The organism is Methylorubrum sp. SL192 (genome assembly GCF_026672325.1).
Taxonomy (GTDB): domain Bacteria; phylum Pseudomonadota; class Alphaproteobacteria; order Rhizobiales; family Beijerinckiaceae; genus Methylobacterium; species Methylobacterium extorquens.
Map to the genome: position 1 here is coordinate 4,114,925 of NZ_JAPPQV010000003.1, position 19,265 is coordinate 4,134,189.

General features: G+C 69.5%; 20 protein-coding genes. 7 read left to right on the forward strand and 13 right to left on the reverse strand.

The window, feature by feature from the left end; translation table 11 throughout:
• Positions 1 to 69: 69 nt before the first annotated feature.
• The 5 genes from OVA30_RS19825 to OVA30_RS19845 form a co-directional block, all read right to left on the reverse strand.
• Positions 70 to 615 carry a DUF4142 domain-containing protein gene (locus OVA30_RS19825; protein ID WP_003602263.1) on the reverse strand — a complete coding sequence of 182 codons (546 nt, stop codon included), beginning with the start codon at positions 613 to 615 and terminating at the stop codon, positions 70 to 72.
• Between the two features lie 83 nt (positions 616 to 698).
• Positions 699 to 1,826 (reverse strand): carboxylate-amine ligase, encoded by a 1,128-nt coding sequence (locus OVA30_RS19830; protein WP_268176523.1) that lies wholly within the window; start codon positions 1,824 to 1,826, stop codon positions 699 to 701.
• A gap of 69 nt (positions 1,827 to 1,895) precedes the next feature.
• Positions 1,896 to 2,267, reverse strand: a complete 372-nt coding sequence (locus OVA30_RS19835; RefSeq protein ID WP_012255708.1) for a hypothetical protein — start codon at positions 2,265 to 2,267, stop codon at positions 1,896 to 1,898.
• On the reverse strand, positions 2,264 to 3,919 hold the full coding sequence (locus OVA30_RS19840) for a S10 family peptidase (RefSeq protein WP_442786113.1): 1,656 nt from the start codon (positions 3,917 to 3,919) through the stop codon (positions 2,264 to 2,266). The genes OVA30_RS19835 and OVA30_RS19840 overlap by 4 nt, the downstream gene beginning before the upstream one ends.
• Before the next feature lie 71 nt (positions 3,920 to 3,990).
• The gene (locus OVA30_RS19845; RefSeq protein WP_268176527.1) at positions 3,991 to 4,443 is read right to left on the reverse strand and encodes a DNA polymerase III subunit chi; all 453 of its coding nucleotides are present in this window, start codon (positions 4,441 to 4,443) and stop codon (positions 3,991 to 3,993) included.
• Positions 4,444 to 4,604: 161 nt separating this feature from the next.
• On the opposite strand from OVA30_RS19845, the gene OVA30_RS19850 reads away from it, so the two are divergent.
• Entirely contained in the window at positions 4,605 to 4,910 is a 306-nt protein-coding gene (locus tag OVA30_RS19850; protein WP_056117112.1) for a hypothetical protein, read from the forward strand.
• A gap of 77 nt (positions 4,911 to 4,987) precedes the next feature.
• Here OVA30_RS19850 and OVA30_RS19855 read toward each other — a convergent pair whose 3' ends face one another.
• From OVA30_RS19855 to secG, 5 genes are all read right to left on the reverse strand, one after another.
• The gene (locus OVA30_RS19855; RefSeq protein ID WP_268176529.1) at positions 4,988 to 6,151 is read right to left on the reverse strand and encodes a glutathionylspermidine synthase family protein; all 1,164 of its coding nucleotides are present in this window, start codon (positions 6,149 to 6,151) and stop codon (positions 4,988 to 4,990) included.
• Entirely contained in the window at positions 6,151 to 6,783 is a 633-nt protein-coding gene (locus OVA30_RS19860; RefSeq protein ID WP_268176530.1) for a DUF1190 domain-containing protein, read from the reverse strand. Before OVA30_RS19860 ends, OVA30_RS19855 begins: the two co-directional genes overlap by 1 nt.
• 4 nt (positions 6,784 to 6,787) lie before the next feature.
• Positions 6,788 to 7,186 (reverse strand): DUF350 domain-containing protein, encoded by a 399-nt coding sequence (locus OVA30_RS19865; RefSeq protein ID WP_012255714.1) that lies wholly within the window; start codon positions 7,184 to 7,186, stop codon positions 6,788 to 6,790.
• A 19-nt stretch (positions 7,187 to 7,205) separates the two neighbouring features.
• Positions 7,206 to 8,834, reverse strand: coding sequence for a CTP synthase (locus OVA30_RS19870; RefSeq protein ID WP_015824703.1), 1,629 nt, complete (start codon positions 8,832 to 8,834; stop codon positions 7,206 to 7,208).
• A 192-nt stretch (positions 8,835 to 9,026) separates the two neighbouring features.
• The gene (secG, locus tag OVA30_RS19875) at positions 9,027 to 9,494 is read right to left on the reverse strand and encodes a preprotein translocase subunit SecG (RefSeq protein WP_003602137.1); all 468 of its coding nucleotides are present in this window, start codon (positions 9,492 to 9,494) and stop codon (positions 9,027 to 9,029) included.
• A 300-nt stretch (positions 9,495 to 9,794) separates the two neighbouring features.
• On the opposite strand from secG, the gene OVA30_RS19880 reads away from it, so the two are divergent.
• Both OVA30_RS19880 and OVA30_RS19885 read left to right on the forward strand, forming a co-directional pair.
• Positions 9,795 to 10,076 (forward strand): hypothetical protein, encoded by a 282-nt coding sequence (locus OVA30_RS19880; RefSeq protein ID WP_015824704.1) that lies wholly within the window; start codon positions 9,795 to 9,797, stop codon positions 10,074 to 10,076.
• 20 nt (positions 10,077 to 10,096) lie between these two features.
• Positions 10,097 to 10,561, forward strand: a complete 465-nt coding sequence (locus OVA30_RS19885) for an isochorismatase family protein (protein WP_268176534.1) — start codon at positions 10,097 to 10,099, stop codon at positions 10,559 to 10,561.
• 20 nt (positions 10,562 to 10,581) lie between these two features.
• On the opposite strand, the gene OVA30_RS19890 is transcribed toward OVA30_RS19885, so the two are convergent.
• On the reverse strand, positions 10,582 to 11,094 hold the full coding sequence (locus tag OVA30_RS19890; protein WP_268176536.1) for a Tsi3 family protein: 513 nt from the start codon (positions 11,092 to 11,094) through the stop codon (positions 10,582 to 10,584).
• Positions 11,091 to 11,855: a triose-phosphate isomerase gene (gene tpiA, locus OVA30_RS19895; protein ID WP_268176537.1), complete on the reverse strand. Its 765-nt coding sequence runs from the start codon at positions 11,853 to 11,855 to the stop codon at positions 11,091 to 11,093. The genes OVA30_RS19890 and tpiA overlap by 4 nt, the downstream gene beginning before the upstream one ends.
• Before the next feature lie 223 nt (positions 11,856 to 12,078).
• Between tpiA and OVA30_RS19900 the strand changes: the two genes are divergently transcribed.
• Both OVA30_RS19900 and trpE read left to right on the forward strand, forming a co-directional pair.
• Positions 12,079 to 13,983, forward strand: coding sequence for a peptidylprolyl isomerase (locus OVA30_RS19900; RefSeq protein WP_268176538.1), 1,905 nt, complete (start codon positions 12,079 to 12,081; stop codon positions 13,981 to 13,983).
• Between the two features lie 9 nt (positions 13,984 to 13,992).
• Entirely contained in the window at positions 13,993 to 15,513 is a 1,521-nt protein-coding gene (gene trpE / locus OVA30_RS19905) for an anthranilate synthase component I (RefSeq protein WP_268176539.1), read from the forward strand.
• A gap of 61 nt (positions 15,514 to 15,574) precedes the next feature.
• Here trpE and OVA30_RS19910 read toward each other — a convergent pair whose 3' ends face one another.
• A complete protein-coding gene (locus OVA30_RS19910) occupies positions 15,575 to 17,269 on the reverse strand; it encodes a methyl-accepting chemotaxis protein (RefSeq protein ID WP_442786114.1) in 1,695 nt (564 codons plus the stop codon).
• Between the two features lie 273 nt (positions 17,270 to 17,542).
• Here OVA30_RS19910 and OVA30_RS19915 point away from each other — a divergent pair, with 273 nt between their 5' ends.
• Together OVA30_RS19915 and trpD are read left to right on the forward strand one after the other, a co-directional pair.
• Positions 17,543 to 18,145: an anthranilate synthase component II gene (locus OVA30_RS19915; RefSeq protein WP_003602152.1), complete on the forward strand. Its 603-nt coding sequence runs from the start codon at positions 17,543 to 17,545 to the stop codon at positions 18,143 to 18,145.
• A gap of 88 nt (positions 18,146 to 18,233) precedes the next feature.
• Positions 18,234 to 19,247, forward strand: a complete 1,014-nt coding sequence (gene trpD / locus OVA30_RS19920; protein WP_268176541.1) for an anthranilate phosphoribosyltransferase — start codon at positions 18,234 to 18,236, stop codon at positions 19,245 to 19,247.
• Positions 19,248 to 19,265 lie beyond the last annotated feature (18 nt).

A 19,265-nucleotide genomic window follows, 5' to 3' on the forward strand; every position in this document is an offset into this window, starting at 1 on the left:
AGCCCGTGCTGGAGATGCCGCCGGCTGGGCGGCACTCACCGAGGAGCGCCGCCCGAAAACGCGAAAAGACTACTTCTTGTTGTCGAGGTCCTGAGCCATCTTCAGGTGCTCGTCGAGATGCGGCTTCGTCTTGATGGCGAAGGCCTTGAGCGCCGCGTTGTCGCCGCTCTCGGCGTAGCGCTTGTAGAGGTCGGTGGCGTTCTTGTGCGCTGTCACCTGATCGTCGTGATACTGCTTCGTGAAGTCGTTGCCGCTCAGGCTCTTGAGCTTGTCGAGCTTGCTCTGGTGGGCCGAATCCAGGGCGGTCGGAAGGTTGAGCTTCATGTCGCCGGTCTGAACGACGGATTTCAGCTCGTCCGAGGTCTTCTTGTGGTCCTCGATCATTTTCTTGGCGAAGGCTTTGGTCTTCTCGTCGGCCTTCTCCAGGGCGAGCTTGCTCGTCTGATCCTCGAACATGTCGCTGATGACGGCTTGTGTTACGAAGTCCTGAGCCGTGGGGGCGACGCCCATCAGCGAGTTCACACCGGTCTTCTCGCCGACCGATTGGGCATGGGCCGGCATCCCCGCCGCGCCCAGCAGGAGCAGGCAGGCGGCGGCAGTGAGTGTCGTTCTCATGGAAGTCTCCTAGGACAGAATCGGACCTGTCGGAGCAACCGGAGCGGGCGTTCGATGTTCCTGGCGGAGCCGGAGGCGCGCCGTCACGCCTCGCAGTTCGCGGTCTCGCGGGCGAGCCAGTCGATGACGCCGGACAGCGCCTTGCGCTCGCTGCCGCCCGCGGCGAGCGAGGCCTCGTAGGCCCGGATCTGCCCGTCGGCGCTGGAGCCGCATTCGGTTATGGTAAGGGCGTGCGCGGCCTGCGCGTTGCAGCCCAACGCCGCGGCATCCTCGGCTACGAGATCGAGCAGGCGCTCGACGAGGCGGCGCACCGGCACCGCCTCCTCCGCCGCCTCATCGATCAGGGCGGCGTGAACACCGTCGCGCTGCGCCCGCCACAGGTTCTCCATGACGAAGCCACGCGAGGCGCCTGTCGGCCGGGCGTTCAGCTCCGGCCGGCGTACGCAGAGCCGCACGAGGCATCGGTAGAGCGCGGCAATGGCCAGCGTGTCCTTGAGCCGGGTGCAACTGTCGGCGACCCGCAATTCCAGGGTCGGGTAGCGGATCGATGGGCGAATGTGCCACCAGAAATAGGTCGCGTCCTCGACGGCACCGGCCCGCGTCATCACCCGCACGTAGCGCTCGAAGTCGTCGGCCCCGTCGAACAGTTCCGGCAGGCCGGTGCGCGGCAGTTCGGCATAGGCCCGCAGGCGGTAGCCGGCGAGCCCGGTGCGGTGGCGCTCGTAGAAGGGCGAGGAGGTGGAGAGCGCGAGCAGCACCGGCAGGAACGGCATCAGCCGGTTGATCAGGTCGATGCGCTGGTCCGGCTCGGGCACCTCGACATGGACGTGCAGGCCGCTGACGATGGAGCGCCGGCCCACCATCTGCAGCGTCTCGATCATCTTGCGGTAGCGGACCTTGGCGGTCTCGCGCTGGTCGGTCCAGATCGCGGTCGGGTGGGTGCCGGCGGCGAAGACCTTCAGGCCGTGCTCGCGGCCGATGCCGCACAGGCCGGTGCGGAGCTTGGCCAGGGCCTCGTGGGTCTCATCGAAGCTCGCCGAGGGCTTGGAGCAGATCTCGGCTTGGCTCTCCAGCATCTCGCGCTCGACGCCCTCCAGCCGGCTCCGCGCCGCCTTGTGGAAGGCCGAGACCGACTCGCTGGGCGCCGCCCGGGTGCGGCTGTTGGCCAGGAACAGCTCTTCCTCGATCCCGAACCGGTACGCGTGTGCCATCGCTCGTCCCACCTTCCGGGTCCGACCCGGTCCGGATGGAAGCAAGCACGGGCCCAATTGGTTCGTGCGTTAACGAACGATACGATCGAGGCGGTTGTTCACGAAGAAATACAGCTCCTTGGCGCCGGGCTCGGTGTAGAGCACCTGCACCTCGCGGCCGGAACGGCCCTCGCCGACCAGGACGTCGGTGGGCGGGCGGCCCTTGAGCCGCACGAGATCGCATTCGCCGATGCCGGTTTGGATGGCGGCGGCCGTGCCCGGCGCAGGGCCGGTGCAGGCGCCGTTGCCGTCGAGCACGGGGCCGAGCGCGGCGGCCGGCGCCGACGGGATCGCGGGCAGCACCGCGCTCGGTGGTGGCGGCGGCGGGATCGGTTCGCGGCGCTCGGCGGTGTTGCAGCCCGCCAGCAGCAGGGCGGGCAGAAGTCCCAGAAGCAGTCTCAAGGCGTCGGTCTCTTCTCCGGCATGGTCGCGCCCGACGCGCCTCCGCCCTTCGCGCTCCCGTCGGAGCGGGTCTCCAGCGCTCGGGCGAACAGGTCGGCGGCGTCGTCGTGGAAGGCGTTGCGCGAATCCGGCCGCGTGTAGAACATGTGGCCGCCGGGATAAACCGAGAGCTTGAGGCGGTCAGGCGAGCCGTAGACCGGCACCTGGTCCAGCAGCATCTTCGAGGTGAAGTAGGGCGTCACCAGGTCGGTGAAGCCGTGGGCGACGAGCACCCGCATCCGCCCGTCGAGCGCCAGCGCGTCCTTCAGGGCTCCCATCGCTTCCGGCGCCGAGCGGCCCGAGCCCCAGGTCCAGCCGCGGTTGACCGCGCCGTTGAGCAGCTCGTAGCGCATGTTCTCGACACGCCAGTTGAGGCGGCCCTGATAGAGCTGCACCATGGCGGTGGTGAGCGGCGCCTGCAATGCGTCGAGCACCGGATCCTCGAAGTTCGATTGCGGCGCGGTCGGGTCCGGGTCCCAGCCGGTCACGCCGGTGTCGTAGGCCGAGGCGACACGGCCGGCATCGCGCCCGATCTCGCGCTGGTAGCTGTGCGTGGTGAGCCGCCCGGCCTGGCGGCGCACGGTCTCCGGATCGAGGCCGGTCAACGCCGAGACCTTCTCGGCGAGCCGCGCCACCGCCGCCCGGTCGGATGGGCCTTTCAGAAGATCGGTGAGATAGGCGCCGGACGCGTAGGCCTCGGCCTCCTTCATGAGTTCGCGGCTCGGCGTCGTGCCCGCGCGCTCCAGCGCCGCGGCGGCAAACGAGGGGAGTTTGGTGACAAACCCCCACGGCGTGGTGCGGGGCGGCTGTAGCCACGCGAAGTCGAGCACGGGGGAGAGCAGCACGAGGCCCGAGAGGCCGACGCCGACATCCTGCTGAAGCTTCTGCGCGATCAGCGGCCCGCGGAAGCCGCCATAGCTCTCGCCGACGAAGAATTTCGGCGAGGCGAGGCGGTCGTTCTGGCGGAGATAGCGGGCGATGGCCGCGGCGAGCACCGAGGCATCCGCATCGACGCTCCAGTACTTCTTGCCGTCGCCGTCCGCCGCGCGGCTGTAGCCGGTGCCGACGGGATCGATGAAGACGAGATCGGTGAAATCGAGCCAGGTGGCCGGGTTCGGCTGCAGCGCGATCGTCTGCGACGGGCTGATCGAGGGGCCGTCGGTCGGCAGGCGCCAGGGGCCGATCGCACCGATATTGAGATAGGCCGAGGCCGCGCCCGGTCCGCCATTGACGCCGAAGGTGATCGGTCGGGCGGCGGCCTCCTCCGGCTTGCCCGCCTTGGTGTAGGCGATGAAGGCGATCTCGGACTGGAGCTTGCCCTCCTCGTCCACCAGCGCGAGGCTTCCGGCGGTGGCGGTGAAGGCGAGCGCGCGGCCGTTCGGCCCTTCGATGCTGTGCTCGGTGGTCGCGTCCGGCGGCAGACGGCGGCCTTCCGGCGCCTTGCGCGGCTGGCCCTGCGCCGTTCCCCTCCCCTGCGCTTGGCCGGGACCGTCGCCGGGCGCCGGGCCGTGCTGGGCGAGCACCGGCCCCAATCCCACATAGAGGGAGAGGAGGCCGGCCAGGCAGAGCCGGGCCGTTCCGGCACGGGGGGAGAGGGAGAAGGCTTGCGTCATCGGTCTCTCGCGATCCTCGGGCGATTGGTCATGCGTGTTGTCGCGCCTTCCCATCGGACGACGCATTGATCTCACGCCTTCTTGGTCCAGCGCCCGCCCTCGTCCTGCTGCCAGTAGGCGATGGCATGGCCGGCGGCCTTGGCGCCTCGCCATTGCTCGCGGGCGTGCAGCAGCGCTTCGGTGTCGGTGCCGTCGAACAGGATGCAGATCCGCTGGTAGCTCTCCGCATCCTCCGGCAGTTCCGCGCCCTCCACGAGGAAACGGATCGAGGCGCCGTTGGGATTGGTCTCGCGCAGGGTCAGCACCACGGGCTGGCTCGCCGCGTCCGTGTCACGGTCCGTGCCGTGGGGCAGGAAGCTCTCGTCGGTATAGGTCCAGAGGCCGTCGTCGAGCGCCTGAAGCCGCTCCTCGCTCACCGCCTGGATGGCCGCCTGCCAGCCGCGCTCCAGCGACTTCTCGACGAGGCTGGGCAGCACCTTTTCGAGGGGCTGGCGCTGGAGGTGGTAGAACAGGATCTCGGTCACGGCATCGCACCATATAGGGTCTGCTGCCCCTAAGGCAGTGCGGACGTGGCGTCGCGGCCGCCGGACCCACGGATCGCGCGACGGCTTAGGAAATTCGCGCTGAACCATGCCGGCGGCGGCGGGTTCGCTTTCCACACCCGATATCAGGGAAGGAAAGAACCATGCCGACCAAGATGATCGCCAAGCCGATCGCGCTTGCCGCCGCGCTGACCCTCGCCGTCTCCGGGGCGGCCTTCGCCCAGTCGAGCACCGGCAAGGGCGGCACCGGGGGCACCACGGACAGTGCCAGCCCGGTGCGGAACAACACCGGCAACAGCATGCGGCCGACGAACGGCAGCCCCGCGGGCGCAACCACCGGCTCGACCGGCACCATGGCCCCCGGCGCCACGACCGGCAACGCACCGGGCGGCACCATGGGCGGTGGCGCGGGCAGCGCCGGCGGCGGCAACAGCGCCGCGGGCCGCTAACGCGAGTTCCTGCTCACGCGAGCTGTACCGCAAGCGAGGGGGCCGGAGCCGATCCGGCCCCTTTTTCGTGAGCGGCGTCAGCCCGGCTCTATCAGGTGCGGCACGAACAGCGCGCCGTCGCCGGTGATCGGGCCGTCGGATTCGCGGATGCAGAGACCGGCCGGCGCATCTCCGATGATCCAGGCGCCGAGGAGCGGCCGGCGGCCGTCGAAGCAGGGCAGCTCGGCCAGCCCCTGCCGGATGAAGCCGTTCCCACCGTAGGGCCCATCCACTCCGGCGACGCGGGCCCCATCGGAAAAGATCTCAACATTGGCGCCCTCCCGCGAGAGCAGCGGCTTGCGCACATAGGCGTCGCCCAGGCTCGCGCAGGCGGGATCGGGCTCGAAGAAGGCCGGCAGCAGGTTCGGGTGGCCGGGCTCGCGGGCCCAGAGATGGACGAGCAGGCCCTTGTTGGAGAGCACCATCTTCCAGGGTGGCTCGAGGAACCGCGTCGGCGAGGCCGCGACCGCCGAACCGAACGCGTCCTGGAACGCCCATTCCCAGGGGTAGAGCTTGAACAGGGCGGCGAAGGACTGCTCGTCCGGCCCGCAGAAGGCGCCGTCCGCCCGCAGCCCGATCTGGGCGAGGTCGAGCAGAATCGTCGCGCAGCCGGCCTGGACCGCGCAATCCTGAAGGTAGCCGGCGGTGCCGAGGTCTTCCGGACCGCTCGTATCGGCGGCGAAGGCGATGAGGCCGGGCGGCGCGATCTCGGCGAGACGCGCAATCAGCCGTTCGTGGAGTGCGTTGAACTGGTCGCTGCCCGCAGGAAGGCGCCCTTCCTTCAACCCCTGTTCGAGCCAGAGCCACTGGAACACGGCGGTTTCGTAGAGGGCGGTCGGGGTGTCGGCGTTGTATTCGAGGAGCTTGGCTGGCCCCGTGCCGCCGTAGGAGAAATCGAGGCGTCCGTAGAGGCTCGGATCGCGCCGGTCCCAGCTCGCCCGAACCGTGTCCCAGACCGGTTCGGGAATCGCGAGCGAGGCGAGGATGCGCTCGTCCGCCACCGCCTCGGCCGCAAAATCGAGGCAGAGCGCGTGCAGCTCGGCGCTCGGTCCTTCGATGTCGTCTTCGATCTCGGCCAGCGTGAAGGCGTAGGCGTGGCTCTCGTCCCAGTAGGGTTCGCCGTCGATGGTGTGGAAGGCAAAGCCCGCGTCCCCCGCGACCTCCCGCCAGCCGGGCCGCTCTCCGCAGGCGAAGCGGCGCATCAGGTGCCGCCGAAGGACGAGAAGCTCTTGCCGCTGCTGCCGAAGCCGCCGAACTGTGTCGCTTTCGCAGCGGCGGGCTTGAGCGTCGCCGAGGAGGCGTGGCCTCCGCCTCCGGTGGAGACCTTGCCGCCCGACCCGGTGCAGTAACTTCCGTGATGACCGCCGTGACCCTGGCGGTGCTCGTAAACGGGTTCGGGTGTCACCCAATCGGAGGCGCGACGACCGAGCAGGAAGCCCGCCATGCGGGGGACGGATTGCGGCGGCGTGTTCGGATCCGGCAGGCAATGCGACGACCCGTGGTGCTCTTCGCACTCCGCCGTCGAATCATAGTGTGGCGCGGTCGACGGATAGGCCGCACGGGCGGTGGCATAGTCGCTGCGGCACTCTTCGGCCGGGCGAATGCCGTCGGCGGCGCAGGCGGCCGCGTCGACGTAGACGAGGACGTCTTTCGACGGCGCAGTCCGCTCGAGAGAGCCAAGGCCGAGTGCTGCGAGGCCCGCGCTTGCGACCAGCACAGTCGAGACGGTCTGCGAGCGTTTGCTCGCGGCCGTGTCGGGCGGTGTGACGGCCGGAGCAGGCTCAAGCGGCCTTCGGCGGCCGAAATCGGCCCGAGCCTCGCGGTCGTCCGCCACGGCGTTAGTAGCTCATGCAGGCGGCGTTCACGAGGCCGCCCGCCAGGGAGGCGGCTCCGAGCAGGACAGCGGGCGCCGTTTGGCCCTCGTCGATCCGCCGCGACAGGTTCGGCAGCAGTGGCCGCATCAGCCAGTAGATCGCGACCTGCACCACAAGGGCAACGAGCCCCCAGACGATGCAGTCGAGCAGCGAGCCGGCGTAGCGCACTGCGGCTGAGAGCGGGATGGAGTAGCCGAGAAGGCTGCCTCCGAGAGCGAGCGCGGCGGCGAGGTTGCCCTCGCGCACCAGAGCGATTTCCCGGTGCGCCGTCGCGGTGAGGTAGGTCACGAGGTAGAGGGCGGTGAGCCCGAGGGAGACGGCGAAGTAGGCGAGAAAGGCCGGAAGGCCCGAGATCGTCGTCAACCGTGGGTCCCTCTCTCGATCACACCAGGCGGCTCTGGTCGATCGCGGCGGCGATGAACCCCTTGAACAGCGGGTGCGGCTCGAAGGGGCGCGACTTCAACTCCGGGTGGAATTGCACGCCGATGAACCACGGGTGGCCCTCGTGTTCAACCGTCTCGGGCAGGAGCCCGTCCGGCGAGGTGCCGGAGAAGCGCAGGCCCTTGGCCTCCAGGCAGGCGCGATAGGCCATGTTAACCTCGTAACGATGACGGTGGCGCTCCGAGATCTCTGTGCCTCCGTACATCTGCGCGATCTTGGTGTCCGCGCCGAGCGTCGCCTTGTAGGCGCCGAGCCGCATGGTGCCGCCGAGATCGCTCTCGGCCGCGCGCCGCTCCAACTCGTTGCCGCGCATCCACTCGGTGAGGAGGCCGACCACGGGCTCCGCGGTCGCGCCGAACTCGGTGGAGTTGGCCCCCTCGATCCCGGCGAGCGAGCGCGCCGCCTCGATCACCGCCATCTGCATGCCGAAGCAGATGCCGAAATAGGGGATGTTACGCTCGCGGGCGTAGCGGGCCGCGCGGATCTTGCCCTCGGCGCCGCGCTGGCCGAAGCCGCCGGGCACGAGGATGCCGTGCAGGCCTTCCAGGAAGGGCGCCGGGTCCTCGCGCTCGAACACCTCCGCCTCGATCCATTCGAGGTTGACGCGCACGTTGTTGGCGATGCCACCGTGGGTCAGCGCCTCGGTGAGCGACTTGTAGGCGTCCTTCAGCCCCGTATACTTGCCGACGATGGCGATGGTGACCTCGCCCTCGGGGTTGCGCACCCGCTCGAGGATGTTCTGCCAGCGGTCGAGCTTCGGCTCGGTCTCCGGCTCCATCTGGAAATGCGCCAGGATCTCCCGGTCGAGTCCCGCCTCGCGGTAGGAGAGTGGCACGGCGTAGATCGTGTCGACGTCGCGCGCCTCGATGACCGCGCTTTCCCGCACGTTGCAGAACAGGCCGAGCTTGCGCCGCTCGTCCTGCGGGATCGGACGGTCGCAGCGGCAGAGCAGGATGTCGGGCTGGATGCCGATGGAGCGCAGCTCCTTCACGGAGTGCTGCGTCGGCTTGGTCTTCAATTCGCCGGCGGACGGGATGTAGGGCAGCAGCGTGAGGTGCAGGTAGCAGACGCTGCCGCGCGGGCGCTCCTGGCCGATCTGGCGGATCGCCTCGAAGAACGGCAGGCCCTCGATGTCGCCGACCGTGCCTCCGATCTCGACCAGAACGAAGTCGTAATCGTCATTGCCGTCGAGCACGAACGCCTTGATGGCGTTGGTGACGTGCGGGATCACCTGGATCGTGGCGCCGAGATAGTCGCCGCGCCGCTCCTTGGTGATGATGTCGAGGTAGATCCGCCCCGTGGTCACGTTGTCGGCGCGCGAGGCCGGCAGGCCGGTGAAGCGCTCGTAATGGCCCAGATCCAGGTCGGTCTCGGCGCCGTCGTCGGTGACGAACACCTCGCCGTGCTGGGTCGGGCTCATCGTGCCCGGATCGACGTTGAGATAGGGGTCGAGCTTGCGCAGGCGCACGCGGTATCCGCGGGCTTGGAGCAAAGCCGCGAGGGCGGCGGAGGCGAGGCCCTTGCCCAGGGAGGAAACCACGCCGCCGGTGATGAAAACGTACCGCGTCATGGGCTCTGGTCCATAAAGGGGCTCAAGCGATTCGCCAAACCGCAACGGTTGCCGCACCCCGCCGGCCACGCGGGAGGCGGCACGGGGCGATGCCCCTCATGCCGTTGTGGAATTCGTCTTTCACGTCCCCGCGGCCGATGCGCCGGCCGCAAGGCTCTTATCCGCAGATGGTGCGGCTGCGTCGCATCGCGCTCAGCGCGATTGCGGCGCGTCCGGCGTCGCCGGTGCGGCCGGCGGGGTGTTCGGAGCGGGCGCCGGGGTTGCCGGCTTGGCCGGTGCGTCGGTGGGAACCGAGGCGGGCTGGCCGCCCTGGCTCGGGCTGCCGCTGCGCAGCGTGTCGAGCAGGTTGTCCGCGTTCACCGGCTTGTCGGTCTGCTGCGTCTGGCCCTGCGGCGTTCCGGCCTCGTCGAGGATCGAGCGAGGCGCGGCGGTGCGGTGGGCCAAGATCGCCAGCGCGATGCTGGTGGTGAAGAACAGGGCGGCGAGGATCGCGGTCGCGCGAGTCAGCGCGTTCGCCTGGCCGCGGCCGGTCATGAAGCCGGAGACGCCGCCCCCGCCGCCACCGCCGAGCCCGAGCCCGCCCTCCGAGCGCTGCAGCAGCACCACGGCGATGAGCGCCAGCACGATGATGAGGTGGACGACGATGAGGACGGTCTGCATTGCGATTCCGGTGCCCACTCGCGCGGACGCTGTCGGTGTGCCGGACTAAAGGTCGCGCGCAAAAGCAGCGCGCCCGCGTATCCGCTGCACGAAGTGGGGGCTCCTACACCGTTTGCCCACCCGCGCCAACCGGCCTTTACGCAAGCGGGCGGGACAAACGCCTCGCGCGGCGAACGCGCGGTCAACACGAAGGTTGAGCCGAGGCATCGGGAAATGCCGCTCGCCCGCATGGAGACGGCGCCTGGGAAAAACGCCGCAGGAGCATGGTCATAGGGCCATGGCCCGTGCGAGGAGTCGAAAATGAGCGATTTTCAGCACGAAGCCGGGCGGTTCGCCGCCTTCATCGACCGCGCCGACCGCGAGGAGATGGAGGCCGTCCAGGGCGACCTCCTGCGGATCGCCCTGGAGCGGCCCGACCCGGCGGGGCGGGCGCAGGCGATGGATGCGCTGCAGGCCGCACTCTCGGACCGGATCCGGCCGGACGCGATGAGCCCGTTGCAGCAGGCCTTCTACGTCGCGGTGCTCTCGATGATCGAGCGCACCAAGGAGGCGGTGGCCAAGGCGCCGGCCCGGGCGGACTAACCGCGGACCTAGCGCGTTCCATGCGGCAGGCTCTCCTCATCGTCGATGTCCAGGCGAGCTTCCGCGTGCCGGACACGATCGTCGCGGGCATCACCGCGCTGAGCCGGACGCTGCACACGGTGGCGACCGTCGAGCAGCACGACGAGGCGGTGACGCCGTTCAGGGCGCAGCTCGGCTGGGCGCCGCCCGTGGATGAGGCGCCGCTCGTCCCGGCCGACCGGGTTTTCGTCAAGCACGGCTACCTGCCGCCGCCCGCGCTGATCGATCACTTCAAGGCGCTCGACGTCGAGCGCGTCCTCGTCTGCGGCGTGCAGGCGGAGACCTGCTGCCTCGCCGCCGGCTTCATGTTGTTCGATGTCGGGCTGCGCCCGACCCTGCTGCCATGGCTCAGCGTCGGATCGTCCCTCGACCGTTCGGCCTCACTGGGGGCCAAGCTCTGGCGGCATCATTTCGGCAGCGTTCTGAGCGGTCCCGAGGCGCTATAGCGGACGGGCAGGTCGGCGGCTCAGCGGATCTCGGTGCAGCGCGCCGTCGCAAGAGCCGACCATGCCGGTTCGAAATCCGGCTCGGCGCCATCGTCTCGCTGCACCGACGCTTCGAGACGGATGACACCGCCTATACGCTGGACCTCGGCGATGAGCGCCGTCTCCTCGCCGCCCGATCCCCCGGTTTCGCGTGTCATCCGGTAACGGGCGATCGTTCCACCGAGCGGCCGGCGCTCCGTCAGGGCGGTCGCGTCTCTGCCGTGTCCGGGCGTCAGCCTGATCTCGAACACGCTGCGCCGGCGCTCCTGCCCGATGGGGCGCAGGACGATGCTCTCGCCATATGGCTGGGCCGAAAAACCCTTGGGGACATCGACGGTCAGCCGACATCCGCCCGGCGCCGTGATCGCCGCGCCCCGCGCTGCCGTGGTCGTCAGGAGTACGGGGATCGTTCCGGCCGCCGATAGAAGCAGCCGGGTGCCGAGCAGCCCCGGCCCGATGATGCCGGCGGCGCGGCTCGACCGAGAAAGGCTCACCCCTCGTAAGCGCGGCAGATCCCCAGAAAGTCCTCCGCCACGAGGCTGGCGCCGCCGACCAGCGCGCCGTCGACGTTCTCCACCGCCATCAGTTCGCGGGCGTTCGAGGGCTTCACCGAGCCGCCGTAGAGGATGCGGATCTTGTGCGCCTCCTCGCCGACGAGCTTGTCGAGCATCTCGCGCAAGGAGACGTGGACCTCGGCGATCTCCGTCGCCGTCGGCGTGCGGCCCGAGCCGATCGCCCAGACCGGCTCGTAGGCGATCACGGTGTCGGCGCCGGTGGCACCCTTCGGCAGGCCGATGGCGAGCTGCGCGCGCACGATGTCGAGCGCCCGGCCCTGCTGGCGCTCCTCCATCGTCTCGCCGACGCAGATGATGCCGCGCAGGCCCGCGCGCCGGGCGCCCAGCGCCTTGGCGTGGACGCCGTCATCGGTCTCGTAATGGTAGGCGCGCCGCTCGGAATGGCCGACGATGACGTAGGTGGCGCCGAGATCGGCGAACATCTCCGCCGAGATCGAACCGGTGAAGGCACCGCTCGGCCGGGCGTGCAGGTTCTGGCCGCCGATGGCGACGACGGAGCCGTAGACCGCCGCCACGCAGGAGGAGATCAGCGTCGCGGGCGGGCAGATCAGCACGTCGATCTTGTCCGCGAGCGCCGGCGAGAGCCCGTCACGGATCGCCTCGACGGTCGGGACCGAGGAGAGCAGACCGTTCATCTTCCAGTTGCCGGCAACCAGCGGACGGCGTCCCTCGCTTGCCATGGCGTCCCGGTTCTCCGTGTCTCGTTCGAGGACTTACAACGTCTAGGGCGGACCTAGCAGAGCAAGCTTAGGCGCGCAAACCACCTTTGCGGTCGTCCCGCCCCCGTCCATGCCCCCGGACGACATGCCCTTTGCGCCGCCGTCCCGATCGTCTATCGCGGGGCTCGAATTTGTTCCCGGCCCGTGTGGGCAGGGACCGTAGAGATCTAGGCCCGGGCGTCCGATGCTCCAGTCCATTCGCAGTGCCAGCCAGCATTGGCTCGGCAAGGTCGTGCTGTCGGTGATCTTCACCTTCCTGATCGCGGGCGTCGCGATCTTCGGTGTGGAGGAGTTCTTCCGCGGCGGGTCGAGCACGGCCGTCGCCACCGTCGGCAAGACGCCGATCTCGGCCGAAGAGGTCCGCACCGCCTACCAGAACCAGCTCCAGCGCTATCAGGCGCAGCTCAAGCGGACGCTGACGCCGGATCAGGCGCGGGCGATGGGCCTGGAACGGCAGGTGCTGGCCCAGCTCATCACCGAGGCGGCGCTCGACCAGAAAACCACGGATCTCGGCCTCGCGGTCTCCGATGCGACGGTGCTTCGGGCGATCCAGGACGAGCCGAGCTTCAAGAACGCCAACGGTAGCTTCGACCGGGCGCTGTTCTTCCAGACGCTCCAGCGGGCGGGCCTGAACGAGGCGATGTTCGTGCGCGAGCAGCGCTCGGTCATCGCTCGCCTGCAACTGGCCGACGCGATCGTCGCCGAGATGCCGGTGCCCCAGGCGATCCGCGAGGCGGTGCACCGCTACTCGACCGAGCGCCGCGACGCCGCCGTACTGACGCTGGCGCCCTCCGCCGCGGGCGAGATCCCCGCCCCGACCGACGAGGCGCTCAACGTCTACTACGAGAACAACAAGGCCTCGTTCCGAGCCCCCGAATACCGCAGCCTCAACCTGCTGGTGCTCGACCCCGCCGCGCTGGCGAAGCCCGACGAGGTGTCCGACGACGAGGCCCGCAAGGTCTACGACGCCAATCCCGGCCGGTTCGGCAAGGCGGAGCGGCGCACGATCCAGCAGATCAGCTTCCCCGACGAGGCGGCTGCAGCGGAGGCGCGGACCAAGATCGAGAGCGGCGAGACGCCGTTCGAGACGGTGGCCGCCGACCGCGGCCTCAACCCGAAACAGCTCGATCTCGGCACGATGACGAAGGCCGAGCTGTTCGATCCGGCGGTGGGTAACGCCGCCTTCGCGCTGGAACAGGGCAAGGTGAGCGAGCCGGTGAAGGGCCGCTTCGGCACCGTGCTCCTGCGCGTCACGGCCGTCGAGCCGGGCACGGTCAAGCCGTTCGACGAGGTCAAGGACGAGATCCGCAAGGAAATCGCCCTGAAGCGCGTGCGCGATGGCGGCTTCGACAAGGTGCAGGACGCCATCGAGGATGCCCGCGCCTCCGCCAAGCCGCTGGCCGAGATCGCCAAGGACCAGGGCCTGACGCTGGTGAGCATTCCGGCGGTGGATGCGCAGGGCAACGACCCGTCGGGCCAGCCGGTCGCCGGCATTCCGGACAAGGAGACGACGCTGCCGGCCGCCTTCCGCGCCGATGTCGGCAACGACACCGAGGTGCTGCGCACCAAGGCCGGGGGCGCGATCTGGTACGACGTCGTCAAGATCGACCCCTCGCACGAGAAGCCGCTGGCGGAAGTCCGCGACGAGGTGGTGAAGGGCTGGACCGCAGCCGAGATCGAGAAGCGCCTCGTCGCCAAGTCGAAGGAGCTGACCGAGCGCCTCGACAAGGGCGAGGCCATCGAGACCGTGGCGCAGGAGGCGGGCGTGCCGCTGAAGACGATCACAGAGATCGGCCGTAACCAAGCGAAGGACGACCTCTCGACCGAAATCGTCGAGCGCATCTTCACCACCCCGGTCGGCAAGGCGGCCTCGGCGCCCGCCGGCGAGGGACGCGCGGTGTTCAAGGTCACGGCCGCCACGATGCCGGCTTTCGTGCCGGGCACGCCGAGCGACGGGCAGCTCGTGACCTCGCTGCGCACGGCGCTCGCCGACGACGTGCTCGGCGAGTTCATCGCCGAGGTGCAGAAGAGCGCCGGCGTCAATGTGAACCAGACCGCCCTGCGGCGGGCGTTCGGCGGCGAGTACTGAGGTCCCCCTATGACCGAGCCTGCGCACGAGGCCGTAGCGCGCGCCTATGAGACCGGACGGGCAAGCCTGCTCGGCCTCACCCTGGTGGCCGATCTGGAGACCCCGGTCGCGGCCTTCCTCAAGCTGAAGGCGGTTCATGCCGGCCCCGGCTTCCTGCTCGAATCGGTCGAGGGCGGCGCGGTGCGCGGGCGCTACTCGATGATCGGGCTCGACCCCGACCTGATCTGGCGCTGCCGCGACGGGCGCACCGAGATCGCCCGCGACGCTGGCCTCGCGGACTTCGTGGCCGACGAGCGGGCGCCGCTCGCCTCGCTGCGTGCGCTGATCGCCGAGAGCGCAGTCGGGGATGATGCCGAAAGCGCGGCGCTGCCGCCGATGGCCGCCGGCCTGTTCGGCTATCTCGGCTACGACATGGTCCGCGCCATGGAGCGGCTGCCGGAGCCGAACCCCGATCCGCTCGGCGTGCCGGACGCGATCCTGATGCGCCCGCGGGTGATGGTGGTGTTCGACGCGGTGGCCGACGCGCTCACCGTTGTCACCCCCGTGCGCCCGACCAATGGCGTAAGCGCCCGCGCCGCGCTGGAAGCCGCGCAGGCGCGGCTCGACCGGGTGGCGGAAGCCCTTGAAGGCCCGCTGCCGGTCGAGGCGCGCCTCGACGTCTCGAGCCTTCCCCTGCCCTCCCCGGTCTCGAACACCGAGCCGGACGCGTTCCTCGGCATGGTGGCCAAGGCCAAGGAGTACATCGTCGCGGGCGACATCTTCCAGGTGGTGCTGTCGCAGCGCTTCGAGGCGCCCTTCACCCTGCCGGCGCTTGCGCTCTACCGCTCCTTGCGCCGCACCAACCCGGCGCCGTTCCTGTGCTACCTCGATTTCGAGGCGTTTCAGATCGTCTGCTCAAGCCCCGAGATCCTCGTTCGGGTGCGCGAGGGCAAGGTGACGATCCGCCCGATCGCCGGCACGCGCCGCCGCGGCGCCACGCCCGCCGAGGACCGGGCGCTCGCCGACGAACTCCTGTCCGACCCGAAGGAGCGCTCCGAGCACCTGATGCTGCTGGATCTCGGCCGTAACGATGTCGGCCGCGTCTCGAAGATCGGCACCGTCACCGTCACCGACTCGTTCTTCCTCGAATACTATTCCCAGGTCATGCACATCGTCTCGAACGTCGAGGGCGACCTCGACCCGAGCCACGACGCGCTCTCGGCGCTGGCCGCCGGCTTTCCCGCGGGCACCGTCTCGGGCGCGCCGAAGGTGCGGGCGATGGAGATCATCGACGAGCTGGAGCGCGAGAAGCGCGGACCCTATGGCGGCTGCATCGGCTATTTCGGTGCGCGCGGCGAAATGGACACCTGCATCGTCCTGCGTACGGCCATCGTGAAGGACGGCCGCATGCATGTGCAGGCGGGCGCCGGCATCGTCTACGATTCCGATCCGCACTCCGAGCAGCAGGAATGCGTGAACAAGGCCAAGGCCCTGTTCCGCGCGGCGGAGGATGCGGTGCAGTTCGCGAGCCGGGCCAAGCGCGGGCAATAGGCGCTGCGACGAAACCGGGCGTGAGCCCCCGCGCTGTGGTGGGGACCGCGCCTCGGCAGCCTCAGGCCGCCTTCACGTCCGCGAGAAAGCTCGCGACCGTGCGGCCGAGCCCTTCGGAGTCGCGGGCGACCTGGCGGGCCGCGTCGAGAACCTGCGTCGCCGCCGATCCGGTCTCGCCCGCGCCTTGGCGCATGCCGGCGACGCTGCCGGTGACGTGTTCGGTGCCGCGCGCCGCCTCCTGAATGTTTCGGGCGATCTCGCGGGTCGCGGCCTCCTGCTCCTCCATGGCCGCGGCAATGCTGGAAGAGACCTGCTCCAGGCCGGCGATCTGCCCGCCAATGGCGCGGATCGCGGCGACAGCCGCCTTCGTCGCGTTTTGAATCGCGCCGATCTGGGCAGAGACCTCCTCCGTCGCCTCGCCGGTTCGCGCGGCAAGCTCCTTCACCTCCGTAGCGACGACCGCGAAGCCGCGGCCGGCCTCCCCGGCGCGGGCTGCCTCGATCGTGGCGTTGAGCGCCAGCAGGTTCGTCTGACCCGCGATCCCCGAGATCATGGCCACGACCGCGCCGACGCGCTCGGCCGTCTCGCTCAGGGCGTGGATCGTCGCGTCGGTCTCCGCGACGCGACCGACCGCTGCCTCGATTAGGGTGATGGACTGGGCGACCTGGGCCGTGATCTCCGCAATTGAGGCCGACAATTCCTCCGTGGAGGCGGCGACGGTCTGGACGTTGGCCGCGGTTTGCGTCGCGGTCGAGGACGCCGCCATCGCCTGCGTGGTCGTCTGGTCGGCGATCCCGCTCATCGAGCGGGCGGTCATCTCCATGTCGGCGGCGGCCGTGTTGAGGCCGCTGGTCATCCGGGTGGCGTCGGTCTCGAAGGCGCGGGTGACCGCGTCGAGCCGCTCGGCGCGCATCATCTTGGCCCTGGTCTCACGGGTCTGTTCGGCCTCGAGCCGCTGCCGGGCCAGAGCGCTATCCTTGAACACCGCAAGCGCCCGGTTGAGAGCACCGACTTCGTCGCGCCGCGCCACGTCATCCACCGGCGTGGCGAGGTCGCCGGCCGCGAGCCGCTCAGTCGCCTGAACCGCCCGGCGGATCGGGCGCGCGATCCCGAAGACGGTGATCAGGCCCGCCAGCGAGGCCAGCACACCGACACCGACGACGGCGACGACGATGAGGCGCGTCATGGTCGCGCGCCCTTCCTGCTTCACCGACCGGATCGTGGTCTCGGTGCTGGCCGCATTGACGCTCAGGTGGGACGAGAGGCGCTCCTCGAGGCGTCGGCGTGCGGCCCGCCCCTCACTGATGGAGATGGCAATCGCCCCCTTCTGATCGCCCTGCAGGGCGCGTTCGATGCTCTTGTCGACCACGCTGAGATAGGTGTTCACCACGCTGCGGGTCTCCGCATAGCGCTTGTGCAACTCGCTCGTCTCGGCCGCCGCGAGGATGTTGTCGATCTGTCGAAAGATCTCCGCGCGGCTCGCGTCGAACAGCGCCTTCGACGTCTTCATCTCGGCGAGGTCGGTCTCGATGATGATGTTCTTCTCGTGAATCGTCGCTTCCTTGACCGCGCGATCGAAGTCGCTGACCGCGATGCGGCGGCGAACGGTGTAGTCCGTGAGGTGCGCCACCCGTTCCAGCGTCCCCTCGATGCCGGATTTGGCCGTGAGCACGAGGCCGACGCTCAGACAGATCAGGAGGCCTATCGGGATCGCAAGCTTCAGGGGCAACTTGAGATCATTGAGTTTGCGCATCATCGGTTTCCGAGCACGGCTTGAGATAATTTGTCATTCAAACAAATGATAAGTTGAGGATTTTAATAGGCGGTTTCACGCTCGGGTTTTTTCGCTTTTTGGTTGAGTGGGCTCTTGCTCCGCCCTAGGGCAACGACCGGCTGCGGCCACGGTCATGCCCACAGCCGCGTCGGTTCCACCGAGCGTGTGTGGGGGATGTGGTGCGCCCCGGGCACCCGTTGACCCCGGCCCGATCAACCGTCACATCGACGGGGAAACTCCGCAAAGCCGGCGGCCATGTCCAACGTCCTCGTCATCGACAACTACGATTCCTTCACTTGGAATCTCGTCCACCTGATCGGCCCGCTCTGCGGACGGATCGACGTGGTGCGCAACGATCAAATCGATGTCGCCGGCATCCGCGCGCGGGCGCCGGACGCGCTCGTGCTCTCGCCGGGGCCCTGCACCCCGAACGAGGCCGGCATCTGCCTCGACGTGGTGCGGGAGCTGGGCTCCGAGATCCCGATCTTCGGCGTGTGTCTCGGGCTCCAGACCATCGGGCAGGCCTATGGCGGCGACGTGGTGCGTGCGCCCTCCCCCATGCACGGCAAGGTCTCCACCATCCGCCACGAGGCGAAGGGTGTGTTCCGCGGCATCAACGAGGGCTTTGCCGCCACGCGCTACCATTCGCTGGTGGTGGACCGCGCGAGCTGCCCGCAGGATCTGGCGGTGACAGCGGAGGCCGACGGGCTCATCATGGGCTTGCAGCACCGCGAACTGCCGGTGCACGGCGTGCAGTTCCACCCCGAGAGCATCCTCTCGAACCACGGCACGCAGATCCTGCGTAACTTCCTCGACATTGCCGCCGCTTGGCGGAAGGACGCCGCGCCGCGCGCGTGACAAGCCCGGCCGCGGCGTGCATTGACGGCTCCATACCCCCTCCCCCTCCTGACCATGGGTGGAGGGCCCGAACAGAGCCACGACCCCGATGGACGCCTTCAAAACTCATCTCGCGATCGTCGCGTCCGGCGCCCCGCTGAGCCGCGAGCAGGCCCGCGCCGCCTTCGACGACCTGCTCTCGGGCGAGGTCACGCCGATCCAGGCCGGTGCCTTCCTCACCGCCCTCTCGGTGCGTGGCGAGAGCGAGGACGAGATCGTCGGCGCGGTCTCGGCGATGCGCGCGCGGATGTTGCCGGTCGCAGCACCCGAGGGCGCCATCGACATCGTCGGCACCGGAGGCGACCATTCGGGCAGCTACAACGTCTCGACGCTGGCTGCGATCCTCACCGCCGCCTGCGGCGTGCCCGTGGCCAAGCACGGCAACCGCGCCGCGACCTCGCGCTCCGGCGCCGCCGACGTGCTGGCCGCGCTCGGCGTGAAGATCGGGCTCCCGCCCGAGGCCCTGGCGCGCTGCCTTTCGGAGGCGGGGCTCTGCTTCATGTTCGCGCAGACGCATCACGGCGCCATGCGCCATGTCGCGCCGGTGCGCACCGAACTGCCGTTCCGCACCATCTTCAACATGCTCGGGCCGCTCTCGAACCCGGCCGGGGTCACCGCACAGGTGTTCGGCGTCTCGCGCCCGGCCTGGGCCGAGCCGCTGACGCGGGTGCTGGCCACGCTCGGCAGCCGCCGTGTCTGGACTGTGCACGGCTCCGACGGGCTCGACGAGATCACCACCACCGGCCCGACCGCGGTGGTCGCGCTGGAGAACGGCGCGTTCCGGCACTTCACCCTCGATCCGCGCGAGGTCGGCCTGCCGCTCGCGACCCTGGACGACCTGCGCGGGGGCGACCCCGAGCACAACGCCGCCGCTTTGGGCGCCGTGCTGGAGGGCACCCGCAACGCCTATCGCGATATCGCCGTGTTGAACGCGGGCGCCGGCCTCGTCGTGGCAGGCGCCGCCGGGTCGCTCGCCGAGGGCGTCGCGCGGGCGCAAGAGGTGATCGATTCCGGCGCGGCGCGGGGCACGCTCGCGCGCCTCGTCGCCGTTTCCAATGCGTGATAGACGGCTTTGAGCGGT